The sequence below is a fragment of the uncultured Agrobacterium sp. genome, assembly GCF_913777885.1.
Classification (GTDB): Bacteria; Pseudomonadota; Alphaproteobacteria; order Rhizobiales; family Rhizobiaceae; genus Agrobacterium.
The window spans coordinates 129,300-145,255 of sequence record NZ_CAJYTV010000003.1; the positions used below are offsets into that span (position 1 = coordinate 129,300).

Here is a 15,956-nt window from a genome sequence, read left to right on the forward strand (position 1 = left end):
TAGTGAAAACACTTCTAGGCGCGGAGGCCCAAGAATGTCAACGCGAGTTTAATCGATTATATTGTCAGGTGGGGTCTCTGGTGCGGTGCTGTCGATGGCCGTTTGTCCGTGCAAACTTGCGCGTGGCGTCAAGCCATGCCATCAAACGTCTCTCCCAATCGCTGTCCCAAATTCAATCCAGAAATCAATTATGCCAGACTTTCAGCCATACGAAATCATAGAAGGCGATTATGACAAAGGCATGGTTTTGCTAGCAGACCACGCCATGAACCTTCTTCCAGAAGCTTACGGCAATCTCGGTCTACCGCAATCCGCCTTCGAGCGCCATATTGCTTATGACATAGGTGTGGAAGGTTTGACGCGAATGCTGGCGGGAAGCCTTGGCGTGCCTGCCGTGATGGGCCGGTTTTCCCGCCTGCTGATCGATCCCAATCGCGGGGAAGACGATCCCACGCTGATCATGAAGATTTCCGATGGCGCGATCGTGCCGGGTAATCATCCGATCACCGACGAGGAGTGGCAGAAGCGGCTAAACTCCTATCACCGCCCCTATCACAATGCCGTGGACCGTGTGCTGACGAAGACAGCGGAAATGTCCGGCAAGGCGCCGCTGGTGTTTTCGCTGCACTCCTACACTCCGTTCTGGAAATCCGTTCCGCGTCCCTGGCACGCGGCTGTTCTGTGGGACACGGACCATCGTGCCGTTCATCCGCTGATTGATCATCTGAGATCCGGCGGCGACATTCTGGTGGGCGACAACGAGCCTTACGATGGCGCTCTGAAGGGCGACACCATGTATCGCCACTGCATGTTGAAAGGCATCCCGCACGCGCTTCTCGAAGTGCGCCAGGATCTGATCGGCGAGGAGGCGGGGATTGCTGCCTGGGCCGATCGCCTTGCTCCCATTTTCGCCGCAATGAATGACGATCCCACCCTGCACGAATATCAGCAGTTCGCTTCGCGGACTGGTCCTTATTGAAAGGCGACATCGATATGAGCGAGCTTGACGACAAGCAGAGAACCGAGTTCGAGGCGGCCGCCTTTCGCCGGCTGGTGAACCACCTGCGGGAGCGGCCCGAGGTGCAGAATATCGACCTGATGAACCTTGCTGGTTTCTGCCGCAACTGCCTGTCCAACTGGTATGCGGATGCAGCAAAGGATGCAGGCACCGATCTCAGCAAGGACGAGGCCCGTCAGATCATCTACGGCATGCCTTATGAGGACTGGAAGCGTCTGCATCAGCGCGAAGCAAGTGACGGCCAGAAAGCCGCCTTCGAGGAAAACCGCCCGAAGGAATAGCGGGCACGCACCGGAATCAGCTTGACGTGAGGCCTTTCCGCGGGCAGTTCACCAGCCGGGAAATTTGGCTGCCTTTCACGGGCAGCAGGCGGCCATGCCGCCGCACACCGAACGGGCTCCTGAACGAGCCGAGATATTAAAGGATCATCGAATGGACGATACACCCACAACCGAAACCGTCGCCGCCGCCGAACTGCGTCAATTCATCGAGCGTGTCGAGCGCCTCGAGGAAGAGAAAGCGGCAATCCAGGGCGATATCAAGGATGTCATGGGCGAGGCCAAGGGCCGTGGTTACGACACCAAGGCGATCCGCACCATCATTCGCCTTCGCAAGAAGGACGCCAATGAGCGTATCGAGGAAGAGACCATTCTTCAGACCTATATGGCAGCACTCGGCATGGAGTGAGCCTCGGGCTCAGCCATGGTTGATCTGTTAAATCGCCGCTTCTGCGGCGATTTTGCTTTGTGGCGTTGGTTTAGGCGAGAGAGTCGATCCTTACAGTCGGATCGTTGTGCGCGTGCTAACATTGCCCTCCGTCATGCTCGGGCCTGACCCGAGCATCCATCTATCTTCGATCTGCTGGCAGGCTATGCGTCGTCGGGTCAAGCCCTAGGATGACGCCGCGAATGGGGTCGATGTTGGTGTGATACGGCTAAGGTGCGGGCTCTGGGCAGTTGCCGCAAATCGGCAGTGAATGCGCAGATTGCCAAGCGGCCCTTAACGACACCTGACACAGCGCAGCAGAAGCACCAAGCCGGTTAACTCCGCGTACCCGCCAGCTTCTCCGAAAGCTCGCTCATTTCCTTCTGCGCGTCCTTATCCGCAGGATAAAGTGCCAGATAGCGCTCCCAGACTTTCATTGCCGTCTCATTGCGCTCGGAGCTTTCGAGAATATTGGCGAGGCCTGAAAGCGCAGGGAAGAATCGGGGTTCTTTTTCCAGCGTGCTGTTGAGGTCCGCCATAGCCTTGCGGGTGTCGCCGTCTGCCAGATGGACCATGGCGCGGCGGTACCAGGCGCCGGCGAAGTCGGGGTCGAGGAAGATGGCCTGATCCAGGAAGTCGTAAGCCGCAGCACTGCGCTTTTCGTCGCTGGCTTCCTCTGCCCATTTCATCAACAGGTTGATGGTGGGGCTGCCGGAATCGCTCCACTGGCCAACGATTTCGGTGGCGATGACGCGTGCCTTCTTGGCGTCGCGCTCCTTCTTCAGGTTGTTGAAGAGATCGCCGACGGGATCTTTGGGAGCAGGCTGCTCCGTTTGAGGCGTTGCCGCTACGGGCTCTGCGGCATGGGCGGTAAAGGCCGTGGCCGAGGCAAGCGGGCTGAGCGAAGCGAGGAGAAAGGCACAAAAACGAAATTGGCGCATGCGGATCACGATAATCCGTATGCGCCAATTAGGAAATCGAATTCTGTCTGCTATCAACAAAGTGAACCGCTTTTTCAGACGGAACACCTCAGAAACGCAATCAGCCCTGACGAGCCTTGAAGCGTGGGTTCTGCTTGTTGATGATGTAGACGCGGCCCTTGCGGCGAACCAGACGGTTGTCGCGGTGACGAGCCTTAAGCGCTTTGAGCGAGTTCTTGATCTTCATTTTTCTGGTCCGCAGTTTGGCGGGCTTTCGCACGCATAATCTAAACAATCAAAAGCGCGCAACGGGGCGCGCCTTTTTCGGTTGGCAGGCAGATACCCTGTCGGCACCGGCCTGTCAACACGCTACGCAAGCTTTTACCGGGAAAACCCCGGCTTTCCAGCGTTGGTGAGTTGCGTCACATGGCCCATCTTGCGGCCCGGACGGGCTTCCGTCTTGCCGTAAAGATGCACGAGACAGTCTTTTTGGGCAAGCCATTCTGGAACGCTGTCGATGTCGTCGCCAATCAGATTGGTCATCACACAATCGGAATGACGCTGAGTGCTGCCGGGCGCGAGCCCTGAGACTGCGCGGATATGCTGCTCGAACTGCGAAACCACACAAGCCGCTTCCGTCCAGTGGCCGGTATTGTGGACACGCGGCGCCATCTCATTGGCAACCAGCGAACCATCCGCCAGCACGAAGAACTCGATACCGACGACGCCGATATAGTTGAGCGCAGCAAGTAGCTTCTGCGCCGATTCCACCGCGACCGCCCTAGCCGCGTCAGAGAGATCGGCGGGGATCGTCGAGGTATGGAGAATGCCGTTCAGGTGAACGTTTTCGGCCGGATCGTAACAGGTGACGGTGCCATCCTGAAAACGCGCAGCGATGATGGAAATCTCACGCTCGAAAGCAACGAAGCTTTCCAGAATCAGCGGCACCTTGCCAAGCGCATCGAAGGCACCGGTCAGGTCTTCGCCGCCCTTGAAGACGCGCTGGCCCTTGCCGTCATAGCCCATGCGCCGGGTCTTCAGCACGCCTTTGCCGCCAAACTCCGCAAGTGCCGCTTCCAGGCCCGCCTGATCGTCGACGGCGCGGAAATCTGCTGTCGGAATGCCGCAACCATTGAGGAAGCGCTTTTCCGTCAGGCGATCCTGCGAGGCGCTCAGCGCCTCAGCCGGTGGATAGACCGGCACGGAGGCGGCAAGCGTTTCCGCGGCAACGACGGGCACGTTCTCAAATTCGTAGGTCACGACATCGCAGAGGCTTGCGAGTTCGGCCAAAGCCTTCTCGTCATCGTAAGCCGCGACGATCTGGCGATTACAGACCTGGGCCGCCGGGCAATCGGCCTGTGGCTCCAGCACGACGGTGCGGAAGTTGAGACGGGCGGCTGCCATGGCCAGCATGCGGCCAAGCTGGCCGCCGCCGATGATACCGATGGTGGAGGATTTCATTGCGGCGCGTCCATGGGGTATTCAGCAACGATCGCAGTCTGGCGGGCGCGGTAATTGTCCAGCCGGTCGGCCAAATCTTCATCCGAAAGCGCCAGCACGGCGGCAGCGAGAAGGGCTGCGTTGATGGCGCCTGCCTTGCCGATGGCAAGTGTGCCGACCGGAATACCTGCCGGCATCTGCACGATCGAATAGAGGCTGTCCTGACCGGACATGGTTTTCGACTGAACGGGCACGCCAAAGACCGGAAGAGGCGTGAGCGCCGCCGTCATGCCTGGCAGGTGGGCGGCACCGCCTGCACCGGCGATGATGACCTTGAAGCCTTCGTCTTTCGCATTCGTTGCGAAATCGAACATCCGTTCCGGCGTGCGGTGGGCGGACACGATGCGCGCCTCATATTCGATGTCGAGCGCGTCCAGCGTATCGGCGGCGTTCTTCATGGTTTCCCAGTCCGACTGGCTTCCCATGATGATGGCGACGGGCGGAATTTCGGTGGTCAAGCGGCCTCTCCTTGTCCAGAGACTTTGGGCGTCAGGGTTTATCAGGCGATGATATCCGGGATGATCTGATCTTCGATCTGGGTCATCTTGTCTTTGATCGCCAGCTTCTTCTTTTTCATTCTTTGAATTCTGAGCGCTTCGCAACTGGTCTGGATCATCGCGTTGATGGCCGCGTCGTAGTCCTCGTGCTCCTGCCTCAGCCTTGCCAGCGTAAGCCGGACGTCCGCCTGTTCCTGGTCGGGCATCTCGTCGTCCCCATTGTAATGAACCGGACCGCCATCCGGCATGTTTGTTATTCGTCCTCGTGCCTGTACCATCAAATGGCAGTAACGGGAAGTTTTCCTTGCCAGCATTTTTGCCGCACTATTGCCTCGATTTCGCCTTCGACAAACCTCGCTTTCCATGTCACATTGGTGTCGTAAACCTGAAACTCCAGCGATTGGAGAGCTGGAGGTAGGTTCAACTAGGAAGGACGTGCCGCATGACCATTCAGGCTCATATTGCATCGCTCGAAAAGAAACACGGTGCTCTGGAGGAGGAGCTCGAAAGTATTCTTGCTTCCCCATCTTCCGACGACCGGGAGATTGCAGACATTAAACGCAGAAAGCTGCGCCTGAAAGACGAGTTGCAGAGGCTGAAAGCGACCACGAAACATTGATTATCAATGATTATTGAGGCCGCAGGGCGCTGGCGGCGCCTGAGAAGCGGCAAAAGTTCGAGGCCCTGGTTGCATAGCGCGATCAGGGCCTTTTTGCTGGCGGCGTCTTAAAGAAAAAGGCGCTTTTTCCAGTCGCTGCACCATCAGGCAGCGAGGCCATCCCATAAGAGCTTCAGGGCAGCGATGAAGGCCATGCCGTACATCAGGGGGTAGAAGACGGCAGGCTTCATATATTTGACTACTTTGGCACCGGCAAATGTGGCAATCATCGCCACCGGCAGAAGCGTCGCGGAGGTGGTGAGGTTGGTGGAATCCAGCGCACCAAGTGCAAAATAGGGGATGAGTTTGACCGCGTTCATGATGGCGAAGAAACGCACGCTCATTCCGGTATAGGTCTTGGGGTCCAGTTTCAGCGGCAGCACATAGATCTGGAAGGGTGGGCCGCCCGCATGCGCCACGAAGCTGGCATAGCCGGAAAGGCTGGACCAGAGCGTCGCCGCTGCCGGTCGTTGCGGCTTTGGTGCAATCTCATGTCCGCCGCGCATGCGGTAGGATTCATAGAAATAGCGCAACACGAAGATGATGGTGACGGCGGCTACCACGAGCCGCATGGCATTGGGCGAAATCAGCGTCGAGGTGGCCCAGCCGAGCGCGATGCCCGCAAGGGCGCCCGGCAGCATCAAAAGCAGCGTCTTGCGGTGGTTATGGTGGCGCCATGCCCAGAGAGCCACCAGATCCATGACGATCAGGATGGGCAGGAAGATGGCTGCCGCCTGCACCGGCGGCACGGCAAGCGCCATCAGCGGTACGCCCATGAGAGCCAAGGCACCGCCAAGCCCGCCTTTCGACAGGCCGACCAGAATGACGGCGGGTATGGCAACAAGGAAGAAATGGAGATCGAGAGACATGGCTGAGACTTGATGAGCGAGGCGATGGGAGGTGAATTTCCAGGCGGGCAGGAGCGGAAAGACCGCAAAGAGTCCGGCGATCGACTGTTGATCCTTCGTGCAGTCCGGTTTATCGGAAAAGGGATGTGAAAACGAGTGCAGATTGGCGATGAAGCGTTCTTTCTGCGGGAAATGGAAAAATCATGGGTTCTCCTGAAGATCGCTGCCGCCTGGTTCTGATCGTGCCGCAAGGCGAAGATGCTGGCCTGCAAGCCAAGGCGCTGGAGGATGCCCTCAGGGGCGGCGATGTCGCCTCCGTCATCATTCCGCAATACGCGCTCGATGACGACAGGTTCCAGAAGCGTGCGGAAGTGCTAGTGCCGATCGTGCAGGCGGCAGGGGCGGCGGCATTGGTAGCCGGTGACAGCCGCGTGGCTGGCCGGGTGAAGGCCGACGGTCTGCATGTGGTGGGCGGCCTGGAGCCACTTGCCGAAGCTGTTGAAAAATTCACGCCAAAGCTGATCGTCGGCGGCGGCAATGCCGATGATCGGCACAAGGCGCTGGAGCAGGGCGAAGCGAACCCGGATTACATCTTCTTCGGCAAGCTGGAAGGCGATATCAAGCCCGAGCCGCACCCGAAAAACGTCGCACTTGGCGAATGGTGGGCGTCGATGATTGAAATTCCGGCGATCGTCATGGGCGGTTCGGATGTGGCTTCGGTGGTTGCGGTGGCCGAAAGCGGCGTTGAATTCGTGGCCCTGCGTCAGGCCGTCTTCGGCCATGCGGGTGGTGCGGCGCAGGCCGTTGCAGAAGCCAATGCATTGCTTGACGAAAAAGCGCCACGGTTTGGCGGTTGATACGGGCGATGATCCTTCGCTTGCTTCGCCTTTCCCGATCGGCCTCGCTTCTGGCCCTTGCTTCCGCCCTGATCGCGGCACCTGCCTTTGCGCAGGGGCAGGGCGATAGCCAGCAGCCCAAGCCACAGACACGTGCTGTCGGTCAGCAGCCAGCGCCGCAGCAAGGCCAGCCCCAAGGCCAGCCGCAGCCGAATGCCGATCTTCTGCCTGGTCTTCAGCCACAGGCAGGTGGGGGTGAGAGTGCAGGCGGCGAGGGTGCTAGTGACGAAGATACCGATTTCGGACCGGCGGCAAGCCAGGCACCGGACGTATTGTCCCGACCGGCTGACAAGGATGCCGACCCGCTGCGCAAAGGGCGCGTCACCGGTGGAGAGCAGAAGGATTTGCAGCCCTCCCAAGGTGTCACCGTTTATCAGCGCATGGGTGCGGAGCTTCCGCCACTGCCGGCGGAAAAGGAATTCAAGGGCAAGGTCGATGAGGCCTATGGTCATTATCAGCGCGGCGAATATGTGCAGGCTCTGGACAAGGCGCTGACCCGCGCGCAAGAGGGCGACGCGGCGGCGCAGACGCTGGTGGCGGAAATGATGAGCCGCGGCCTTGGCATCGCCCGCGATGAAAAGACTGCCGCCTTCTGGTACGAGCAGGCCGCCAAGAACGGCGATCCGGTCGCCATGTTCAAATACGCGCTGATCCTCATGGAAGGCAGGCTTGCCAAGCACGATAAGACGCTGGCGGACGACTACATGCGCCGCGCTGCCGAATCCGGAAATCCGGAGGCCGCCTTCAACTGGGCTCAGATACTCGTTTCGCAGACGCCAGGGCCAGCGGGTCTGATGGCGGCACTGCCTTTCTACGAAACCTCGGCGGAGAAGGGCGTGGCGGATGCGCAATATGCCGTTTCGCAAATCTACCTGAACGTACCCGAAGTGCCGAAGGACAAGAAGGCGAAAGCGCGCGAATGGCTGACGCGGGCGGCAAAGGCAGGCTTCGATACCGCGCAGGTCGATCTTGGCATCTGGCTGGTCAATGGTACGGGTGGTGAGCGCGATCTGGAGGAAGGTTTCCGCTGGCTCAACGGAGCCGCCCAGCGGGGCAATGTGGTGGCGCAGAACAAGGTCGCGCATCTCTACATCCAGGCGCTGGGAACCCGCCCGGACCCCGTCGAGGCAGCCAAGTGGTATGTGCTGTCGCGCCGCGCTGGCCTTAAAGACCCGGCACTGGAAGATTTCTATCTCGGCATCGAGGACGATCAGCAGAAGAAGGCGATCGATGCAGCCAACAAGTTCCGGCCCAACTGACGGCAAAACCGCCGCACAGTGTTTCGCGACATGCTTCGTCTCATCGCATGTGGTTACCGTAAAACCGACTCACACTTTTACGCGGCATGCTTTAGCCTTGAATTTCGGCGCGTTTTGTGGTCTTGAACCCGCAAACCTAAAATAGAAACCGATATGCCTGCCTGTCCGCTTCTGTCCGGCAGGTTCAGCCACCTTCCAGGAATGTTTTCATGGCCCGTTCAGCCCTTCTCAATGTCATGGTTCAGGCCGCCCTGAAGGCGGGAAAGTCTTTGGCGCGTGACTTCGGTGAAGTGCAGAACCTTCAGGTATCGGTCAAGGGACCGAGCGACTTCGTTTCTCAGGCCGATCTTAAGGCCGAAAAGATCGTTCGTGACGAGCTGATGAAGGCGCGTCCCACCTATGGCTTCCTCGGCGAAGAAGGCGGCGAGGAAATCGGCACCGATGGCGCGCATCGCTGGATCGTCGATCCGCTGGACGGCACCACCAACTTCCTGCATGGCATTCCGCAATTTGGCGTTTCCATCGGTCTGGAGCGTAGCGGCGAAATCGTCGCAGGCGTCATCTTCAACCCGGCAACGGATGAGCTCTACACCGCAGAGCGTGGCGGCGGGGCATTCCTCAATGACCGCCGCATTCGCGTGGCAGCCCGCAAGCAACTTTCCGACAGCGTCGTCTGCTGCGGCGTTCCGCATCTGGGGCGCGGCAACCACGGCAAGTTCCTCGTCGAGCTTCGCCACGTTATGGGCGAAACCGCGGGCGTGCGCCGCATGGGTGCGGCAGCGCTCGATCTCGCTTATGTCGCAGCTGGCCGCTTCGACGGCTTCTGGGAAGCGGAACTGTCGCCTTGGGATATTGCTGCGGGCATCGTTCTCATCCGTGAGGCTGGCGGTTTCGTCTCCGACATGGGCGGCGCCAACAGCATGTTCGAAAGCCGCAGTGTGGTTGCCGGCAACGAGTATATTCAGAAGGCTCTGCTGGAAGTGGTCAACCGCCCGGTTCCGGGTCGCTGATAGGGCTTAGAGTTGCCCCTGTGCCGAATTCCTGTGCTTGTCATAGGAATCCAGTCAGTCCAAGTCTTTGGTCTGGAGCAATGGTTACTCGTCGCGCCGACGCGCGACGGCCAGATTCCTGTGACAAGCACAGGAATGAGGGTGGTTGAGGAGACCTTGCTCTAACACTCGCCGCTTCCACCATGATGCCCATGCGTTCGATCTCGTACCTTATGATAGAACAATAGCTGAGCCTTCCTCTCAAAAAGCTTTGTTCTCTCAAGGCTTTTACACTTCAATTCGTCGTATTTTTACTCTAGCTTCCGCTCCGAACCATGCTGACGCCTCAAGTCCTGGGGCAATGGTCGTGGCAGCATCAGAGGAATGGGTTTATGGCGGATACGGAACTGCTCGATGTCGGCGTCGAGAAACCGCTGACGAAAGACTATCACCACAAGCTATCTAGTCCGACGCCGTTCCTGTGGACGATGCTGATCTTTCTCATCATCGTGGCCTTCATCGCTGCCATTTTGTTCCGCCAGGCAGAAGCGGCCTTCATGAGCAATCCGGGCCTCAACGGTTTCATTCTCGGCGTTCTCGCCATCGGCGTCATTCTGGTGTTCACGCAGATCTTCAACCTGCGTCCCGAAGTGCGCTGGTTCAATAATTTCCAGGCTGCCGGAAGCGTCGACAAGGCGGGCCGTCCGCCAAAACTTCTAGCGCCCATGCGCACGTTGATCGGCAAGCGCGGCGAAGTGCGCGTGTCTGCCGTCACTCAGCGCTCGATCCTCGATTCCATCGCCACGCGCCTGGATGAGCAGCGCGATACGTCGCGTTATATGATCGGTCTACTGGTCTTTCTCGGTCTGCTCGGCACCTTCTGGGGTTTGATCGGCACGATTGGTGCCATTAGTGGTGTTATTCAGGGGTTGGACCCGAGTTCCGGCGACAGCTCCGATATCCTATCGTCGCTGAAATCCGGCCTGACTGCGCCACTCTCGGGTATGGGCACGGCGTTTTCGTCCTCGCTGCTCGGTCTTTCCGGCTCGCTCATCCTCGGTTTTCTCGATCTGCAGGCCGGTCGTGCGCAGAACCGGTTCTATACGCAGCTGGAAAACTGGCTGTCTTCCGTCACCGATACCGGCGCCGATCTTCTCGTCGATGGCAAGCGTGCCGCAGCCAGCAGCGTGGTTGGCACCGAGCGTTCGGTTGCCGCCATGCATAATCTTGCCGAAGGCATTCAAGGGCTAGTCAAGAATATGCGCGGCGAGCAGCAGATGCTGCGCGACTGGATCGAAGCGCAGCAGGAGGAATCGAAGGCGCTGCGCCGTACGCTCGACCGTCTGACCGCACGCATTGATGCCGACCAGAAGGCGGCGTCCAAACGTTCCCTCCCGCACGATAACGGGAGCGATTGACCATGGCGCTTGCGCGCAACCGCCGCCGCGACAGAGGCGTGGATTACTGGCCAGGCTTCGTCGATGCGCTGTCGACGCTTTTGATGGCGATCATGTTCCTGCTCACCGTCTTCGTGCTGGCGCAGTTCGTGCTTTCGCGCGAAATTTCCGGCAAGGATGAGGTTCTGACCCGCCTTAACAGTCAGATTGCCGAACTGACCGAGTTGCTGGCGCTGGAAAAGGGCAGCAAGCAAGATATTGAAGACACCCTTGCCAATCTGCAATCGACACTGGCCGCATCCGAAAGCGAGCGCTCGCGCCTGCAGGCGCTGCTCGATGCCGGTGCCGGAAACAGTTCCGCTGCCAATGCCCGCGTCGGTCAGTTGACGAATGAGCTGGAGGATGCGCGCGAGGCCGGTGCGAGAGCATCGTCACAGATCGAATTGCTGAACCAGCAGATTGCAGCGCTCAGAGCCCAGATCGCCTCGGTGGAAGCCGCCTTGCAGGCGTCGGAGGCCAAGGATGCCTCATCTCAGGTCAAGATTGCCGATCTAGGCCGCCGCCTCAATGTGGCGCTGGCGCAGCGCGTGCAGGAATTGAACCGCTACCGCTCGGACTTCTTCGGGCGCCTGCGTGAAATCCTCTCCGACCGCGAGAACATCCGCATCGTCGGCGACCGCTTCGTCTTCCAGTCCGAAGTTCTGTTCCCATCGGGCGGAACGGATCTCAATCCGGAAGGGCAGGTGGAGATGGCAAAGCTTGCCACGGCGCTCATCGATCTTGCCAAGGAAATCCCGCCGGAAATCAACTGGGTGCTGCGGGTAGACGGTCATACCGACAATGTGCCGTTGTCAGGCTCCGGACGCTTCCGCGACAACTGGGAGCTTTCGTCGGCCCGAGCCACATCGGTGGTCAAGTTTCTGATTTCCAAGGGTGTGCCGGCCAACCGTCTGGTCGCAGCAGGCTTTGGCGAATATCAGCCGCTGGCGGAAGGCGACACACCGGACGCGCGTTCGCAGAACCGTCGCATCGAGTTGAAACTGACCGAGCGCTGAGCGGGGATCAAGAGGGAGCGCGCCTGCGCGCTCTCAGACGGACTTCGCCAATGGAATGTCGTCGTTGACGCCTGTGTTGAATTGCAGGCGCGCAAGCTTGGCATAAAGACCGCCCTGGCGGATCAGGCTTTGATGGGTGCCTTCCTCGATGATGCGGCCTTCATCCATCACCAGAATGCGGTCGGCCTTCAGCACGGTCGCAAGCCGATGGGCGATGACGATGGTGGTGCGCTTGGCGATGAGCTCATCCAGCGCCTTCTGCACCAGTGTTTCGCTTTCGGCATCGAGTGCCGAGGTTGCTTCATCGAGGAGCAGGATCGGCGCGTCGCGCAGAATGGCGCGGGCAATGGCGATGCGCTGGCGTTGGCCGCCGGAAAGTGTGACGCCACGTTCGCCCACCACGGTATCGTAGCTTTCGGGCAATCTTGCAATGAAGCCATCGGCCTGGGCGGCTTTCGCAGCAGCCTGAACCTGCTCACGCGTCGCATCGGGTCTGCCGAAGGCAATATTGTCGTGAATGGAAGAGGCGAAGATCGCGACATCCTGCGGGACGATGGCCAGCCTGGAGCGCAAGTCTTTCAGCGTGACAGTGCGGATATCGGTACCGTCGATGGTGATGAGACCCGATTGAGGATCGTAGAAGCGCATCAAAAGCGAAAAGACAGTGCTTTTTCCTGCACCCGAAGGCCCGACAATCGCCACGGTTTCCCCGGAGGCGACCCGGAAGGAGAGGTCCGAGATGATGGGCTTGCCGCCGCCTTTCGGATAATGAAACGCCACGTGCTCGAAGCTTGCCTCGCCCCGTGGCGGAACGGGAAGCGACACGGGTGCAGCGGGTTCTTCGACCGGAGACCTTTCTTCCAGCAATTCGGACAGGCGCTCGGCGGCACCACCTGCCTGCGACAGCTCACCCCAGACTTCGGAAAGCTGACCGAGCGAGCTTGCGGCGATGACCGAATAGAGCACGAACTGGCTGAGCGTGCCGCCGGAGATCGCGCCGCTCAAAACACTCTGCGCGCCATACCAGAGGATCGCAACGACGCTGCCGAAGACGAGACTGATGGCGACAGCCGTCAGAATGGCGCGGGCGCTGATTGCAGCACGCGCACCTTGATAGGCCTTTTCCACTGCCGCATCGTAACGGCTGTTTGCCAGTTGCTCGGCATTGAAGGACTGGATGGTGCGGCTTGCCGCAATCGTTTCGGAGGCGAAGGCGGAGGACGCGGCTAGCGTATCCTGCGTGTTTCTGGAGCGTAAGCGCACCGACCGGCCAAAGGCAATCAGCGGAAAGACAATGAAGGGGATGGCCAGCAGCGCAAGACCTGCAAGCTTCGGACTGGTATAGACCATCATCGCGACCGCCCCGAGACAGAGCAGCGTGTTGCGCAGCGCCACAGATGCAGACGAGCCAAAAGCGGAGCGGATCTGCACAGTATCGGCGGTCAGGCGCGAGGTCAGCTCGCCGGAATGGTTCGTATCGAAGAAGGCCTGCGACAAGGAGGTGAGGTGGGCAAAGACATCACGGCGCAGATCGGTGACGACACGCTCGCCGATAATCATCACATAATAATAGCGCATGGCGCTGGCGAGCGCGAGAACGATGGCGATCGCCAAAAGCATGGCGAAATAGTTGTTGATCATCGCGCCGTCGGTGGCTTCAAAGCCGTGATCGATAATGCGGCGAACGGCAAGCGGCAGGGCAAGCGTAGTGGCGGAAGACAGAACGAGTGCGCAAAGTGCGGCGGCAACCAGTCCGCGGTAGCGCTTGAGATAGGGAAAGAGGCTCGCCAGAGGTTTCAAGGTTCTGCGCCCTGCCGGCTTCTGTGCCTCAATGTCTGCCACGTCCATCACTCCTTCATGCCGCAGAGGCGGTAACGCCCGGCGGCAACGCTTTTTTCGCGTCTTGATATGTGTCTTGCCGTGACCGGCAGGCACTTGTTATCTCGGCGCCCTTCATGTATAGGCTCCGCATCAAATTGGGAAGCCATGGCCGAAAGGCTCATGGTTTCATTTATTGAATCGGCTCAGTTGACGCAATTGCGGCAAATGGTCCGCACCCACTTACGCAGGAAGATTGTCATGAAGGCTGAAATCCATCCCGACTATCACATGATCAAAGTTGTCATGACCGATGGTACCGAATACGAAACCCGTTCGACCTGGGGTTCCGAGGGCGCAGTTATGAACCTCGAAATCGATCCCAAGTCCCATCCGGCCTGGACTGGTGGCAACCAGCAGCTGATGGACCGCGGCGGTCGCGTTTCCAAGTTCAACAAGCGTTTCGGCGGCCTCGGCCTCTAATCCGTTTGACTATGGACTACAAAACAACCTCGGAGCGATCCGGGGTTTTTTGTTGCCTGCAGTATCGGCCTGAAAATTGGAATCGATTTCCATAAAGCACGGTGCGTCGATCAAAGACGATAGAGAACTGTGCGTCTGATGGGAGGACAAGCAGAGCTTCGGAAACCGGACGTTTTGCTTTCGGCGGCACGATCCGTTTGCGCACCCTCATTGGCCTTGCGCGACGACCATTTCGACGCGGGAGCCGTGAGCTATACCGAAGGAGCGGTTTCAGCACTTGGGACTATTGTGGCCCTGCTGATATCGCCGCCGCCCTCGTTGCGGTGGCGGGCGTCGTGATGGTGATGACGGCTTTCGGCAGCGGAGGGAGTTCGCAAAGTCATCGAAGCACGTGCCGGCCAATCACTGTAGCGAAGGGACAAGTGTTCCAAGCCAATCTTGGTCCGGCGCTTCCGGTAACACGGAGAGATGGCTCACTCCGTCCACTGTCATGCGATGCATCGAGGGGAGAGGAGACTGGGGCCTTTCAGAACGTGATCCTGAAAGGCAAATCCTCTGAGCGGTGGTGACTTCAAGCTTGCGCGTAATAAACTTCAATCAGACTCTGTTTTGGTTCTTCCTTGCTGTCATGTGATAGCAAGTTGCTTTGGCCGGTCGACGGGTTCATGGCGTCGATAAGCCCTCGTAGAATGCGGTCTCTTTGAACCTCGACTGCTCGGTTATATGCTGCGGTCTCTGCGGCATCCTCCTGAGCGGCAAGGGCGCGCTGTGACGATCTCGATTTGATAATGTCGACGCCGTAAACATCCTCAGCTTTATCGGACAAAGCGGCCGTCGCAGGTCGTCTCGCTGGCACTTGAGAGGATGGTGCCGTTGTAGCGGGAGAGCTTGTGCGTGGCGGCAAGTCTCTGCCTGTCTGAGATTGAGAAGAAGGGCTGGCGTCTTTGTTCTCAACCTGCGCCGAAGAACTGGGGCGGCTACCCGCTTCGCCGCTGACTGGCGTTTCAGTTGCAACTGGCTGGGAATTGTCGCTCTCTGGCTGTTGTTGTGCGCCGGTCGGTGCGGCCTCGCTGTTTTGAACAGGAGCATCTGACGGAGCCGGCTGGGAGCTGGAATTATTGTTCTCTACAGCCGAGGGGGCATCCTCATCACCTGCCTGGCCCTGAGCAGGGGATGGTTCCTCTGCGGCTGGCTGAGACGGCGTAGGAGAATACGTGGCGTCGTCGGTATCGGTGTCATTGTCTTCGGCGGGAGCAGGGGTGCTCGCCATTGGCTGGGAATTGTCGCTCTCTGGCTGTTGTTGTGCGCCGGTCGGTGCGGCCTCGCTGTTTTGAACAGGAGCATTTGACGGGGCCGGCTGGGAGCCGGAATTATTGTTCTCTACAGCCGAGGGTGCATCCTCATCGCCTGCCTGGCCCTGAGCAGGGGATGGTTCCTCTGCTACTGGCTGAGACGGCGTAGGAGAATACGTGCCATCGTCGGTATCGGTGTCATTGTGTTCGGCGGGAGCAGGGGTGCTCGCCGTTGGCTGGGCAGAGGAACTCTGGCTGGTGGGGGTGGATGATGACGGAGCTTCGCTCTTCGCCGGCCCGGATGTGCCGGTGGCGGACTGAGCGCCTGACGATCCAGAAGTGGAGCTTTTCGTAGAAGATGCGGGAGACGGAGGGAGTAATGCTTCTAACACTGCGGCACACCAAGTTAATATTGGACCGATAGCTAGGCCGCACCCCCACAAATTTCAGTATATTTTCGAGTTAAGATTTTAATCAATGAAGTCAGCTTGCCGAAAGACGCTCCGCTATCGTTGACAACTCCTTAATGCGGCTTCGGCTCGAAATCTGGCCTATCTCGGAAACTTAAGATGCGCCGGGTGATCGCTTCGTCAGACGTGGCGGCAACCAACCTGTTGGCTA

General features: G+C 59.0%; 18 protein-coding genes. 11 read left to right on the plus strand and 7 right to left on the minus strand.

Annotation, left to right across the window (positions count from 1 at the left end; translation table 11 throughout):
• Nucleotides 1-190: 190 nt before the first annotated feature.
• The 3 genes from QZ869_RS01550 (at nt 191) to QZ869_RS01560 (ending at nt 1,705) form a co-directional block, all read left to right on the plus strand.
• Nucleotides 191-979 carry an N-formylglutamate amidohydrolase gene (locus QZ869_RS01550; protein ID WP_296102163.1) on the plus strand — a complete coding sequence of 263 codons (789 nt, stop codon included), beginning with the start codon at nt 191-193 and terminating at the stop codon, nt 977-979.
• Between the two features lie 14 nt (nt 980-993).
• Complete coding sequence (locus QZ869_RS01555) at nt 994-1,299, plus strand: DUF1244 domain-containing protein (protein ID WP_296016496.1); 306 nt, start codon at nt 994-996, stop codon at nt 1,297-1,299.
• 151 nt (nt 1,300-1,450) lie between these two features.
• Nucleotides 1,451-1,705 (plus strand): DUF2312 domain-containing protein, encoded by a 255-nt coding sequence (locus QZ869_RS01560; protein WP_296016498.1) that lies wholly within the window; start codon nt 1,451-1,453, stop codon nt 1,703-1,705.
• A 353-nt stretch (nt 1,706-2,058) separates the two neighbouring features.
• On the opposite strand, the gene QZ869_RS01565 is transcribed toward QZ869_RS01560, so the two are convergent.
• From QZ869_RS01565 to QZ869_RS01585, 5 genes are all read right to left on the minus strand, one after another.
• Nucleotides 2,059-2,664 (minus strand): hypothetical protein, encoded by a 606-nt coding sequence (locus QZ869_RS01565; protein WP_296102165.1) that lies wholly within the window; start codon nt 2,662-2,664, stop codon nt 2,059-2,061.
• 100 nt (nt 2,665-2,764) lie between these two features.
• Nucleotides 2,765-2,890 carry a type B 50S ribosomal protein L36 gene (gene ykgO, locus QZ869_RS01570; protein WP_003497670.1) on the minus strand — a complete coding sequence of 42 codons (126 nt, stop codon included), beginning with the start codon at nt 2,888-2,890 and terminating at the stop codon, nt 2,765-2,767.
• Between the two features lie 134 nt (nt 2,891-3,024).
• Nucleotides 3,025-4,104 carry a 5-(carboxyamino)imidazole ribonucleotide synthase gene (locus tag QZ869_RS01575; protein ID WP_296096857.1) on the minus strand — a complete coding sequence of 360 codons (1,080 nt, stop codon included), beginning with the start codon at nt 4,102-4,104 and terminating at the stop codon, nt 3,025-3,027.
• Complete coding sequence (purE, locus tag QZ869_RS01580) at nt 4,101-4,601, minus strand: 5-(carboxyamino)imidazole ribonucleotide mutase (protein ID WP_296102167.1); 501 nt, start codon at nt 4,599-4,601, stop codon at nt 4,101-4,103. Before purE ends, QZ869_RS01575 begins: the two co-directional genes overlap by 4 nt.
• 41 nt (nt 4,602-4,642) lie before the next feature.
• A complete protein-coding gene (locus QZ869_RS01585; protein ID WP_296016511.1) occupies nt 4,643-4,846 on the minus strand; it encodes a DUF465 domain-containing protein in 204 nt (67 codons plus the stop codon).
• A 236-nt stretch (nt 4,847-5,082) separates the two neighbouring features.
• Between QZ869_RS01585 and QZ869_RS01590 the strand changes: the two genes are divergently transcribed.
• Nucleotides 5,083-5,259: a DUF465 domain-containing protein gene (locus QZ869_RS01590; RefSeq protein ID WP_296016512.1), complete on the plus strand. Its 177-nt coding sequence runs from the start codon at nt 5,083-5,085 to the stop codon at nt 5,257-5,259.
• A 143-nt stretch (nt 5,260-5,402) separates the two neighbouring features.
• On the opposite strand, the gene QZ869_RS01595 is transcribed toward QZ869_RS01590, so the two are convergent.
• Nucleotides 5,403-6,167 (minus strand): sulfite exporter TauE/SafE family protein, encoded by a 765-nt coding sequence (locus tag QZ869_RS01595; protein ID WP_296102169.1) that lies wholly within the window; start codon nt 6,165-6,167, stop codon nt 5,403-5,405.
• A gap of 182 nt (nt 6,168-6,349) precedes the next feature.
• Between QZ869_RS01595 and QZ869_RS01600 the strand changes: the two genes are divergently transcribed.
• From QZ869_RS01600 to QZ869_RS01620, 5 genes are all read left to right on the plus strand, one after another.
• On the plus strand, nt 6,350-7,003 hold the full coding sequence (locus tag QZ869_RS01600; protein ID WP_296102171.1) for a thiamine phosphate synthase: 654 nt from the start codon (nt 6,350-6,352) through the stop codon (nt 7,001-7,003).
• A gap of 8 nt (nt 7,004-7,011) precedes the next feature.
• Entirely contained in the window at nt 7,012-8,301 is a 1,290-nt protein-coding gene (locus QZ869_RS01605) for a tetratricopeptide repeat protein (protein ID WP_296038396.1), read from the plus strand.
• Nucleotides 8,302-8,510: 209 nt separating this feature from the next.
• A complete protein-coding gene (locus tag QZ869_RS01610) occupies nt 8,511-9,311 on the plus strand; it encodes an inositol monophosphatase family protein (RefSeq protein ID WP_296102172.1) in 801 nt (266 codons plus the stop codon).
• 371 nt (nt 9,312-9,682) lie between these two features.
• Nucleotides 9,683-10,708 (plus strand): flagellar motor protein MotA, encoded by a 1,026-nt coding sequence (locus tag QZ869_RS01615; protein WP_296102174.1) that lies wholly within the window; start codon nt 9,683-9,685, stop codon nt 10,706-10,708.
• A gap of 2 nt (nt 10,709-10,710) precedes the next feature.
• Nucleotides 10,711-11,742, plus strand: coding sequence for a peptidoglycan -binding protein (locus tag QZ869_RS01620; RefSeq protein ID WP_296038398.1), 1,032 nt, complete (start codon nt 10,711-10,713; stop codon nt 11,740-11,742).
• A gap of 33 nt (nt 11,743-11,775) precedes the next feature.
• Here the strand turns inward: QZ869_RS01620 and QZ869_RS01625 are convergent, their stop codons facing one another.
• Nucleotides 11,776-13,584 carry an ABC transporter transmembrane domain-containing protein gene (locus tag QZ869_RS01625; RefSeq protein WP_296096852.1) on the minus strand — a complete coding sequence of 603 codons (1,809 nt, stop codon included), beginning with the start codon at nt 13,582-13,584 and terminating at the stop codon, nt 11,776-11,778.
• Between the two features lie 237 nt (nt 13,585-13,821).
• Here QZ869_RS01625 and rpmE point away from each other — a divergent pair, with 237 nt between their 5' ends.
• Together rpmE and QZ869_RS01635 are read left to right on the plus strand one after the other, a co-directional pair.
• Nucleotides 13,822-14,043 (plus strand): 50S ribosomal protein L31, encoded by a 222-nt coding sequence (gene rpmE / locus QZ869_RS01630; RefSeq protein ID WP_093004267.1) that lies wholly within the window; start codon nt 13,822-13,824, stop codon nt 14,041-14,043.
• 1,469 nt (nt 14,044-15,512) lie between these two features.
• Entirely contained in the window at nt 15,513-15,656 is a 144-nt protein-coding gene (locus QZ869_RS01635; RefSeq protein WP_296016543.1) for a hypothetical protein, read from the plus strand.
• Nucleotides 15,657-15,956 lie beyond the last annotated feature (300 nt).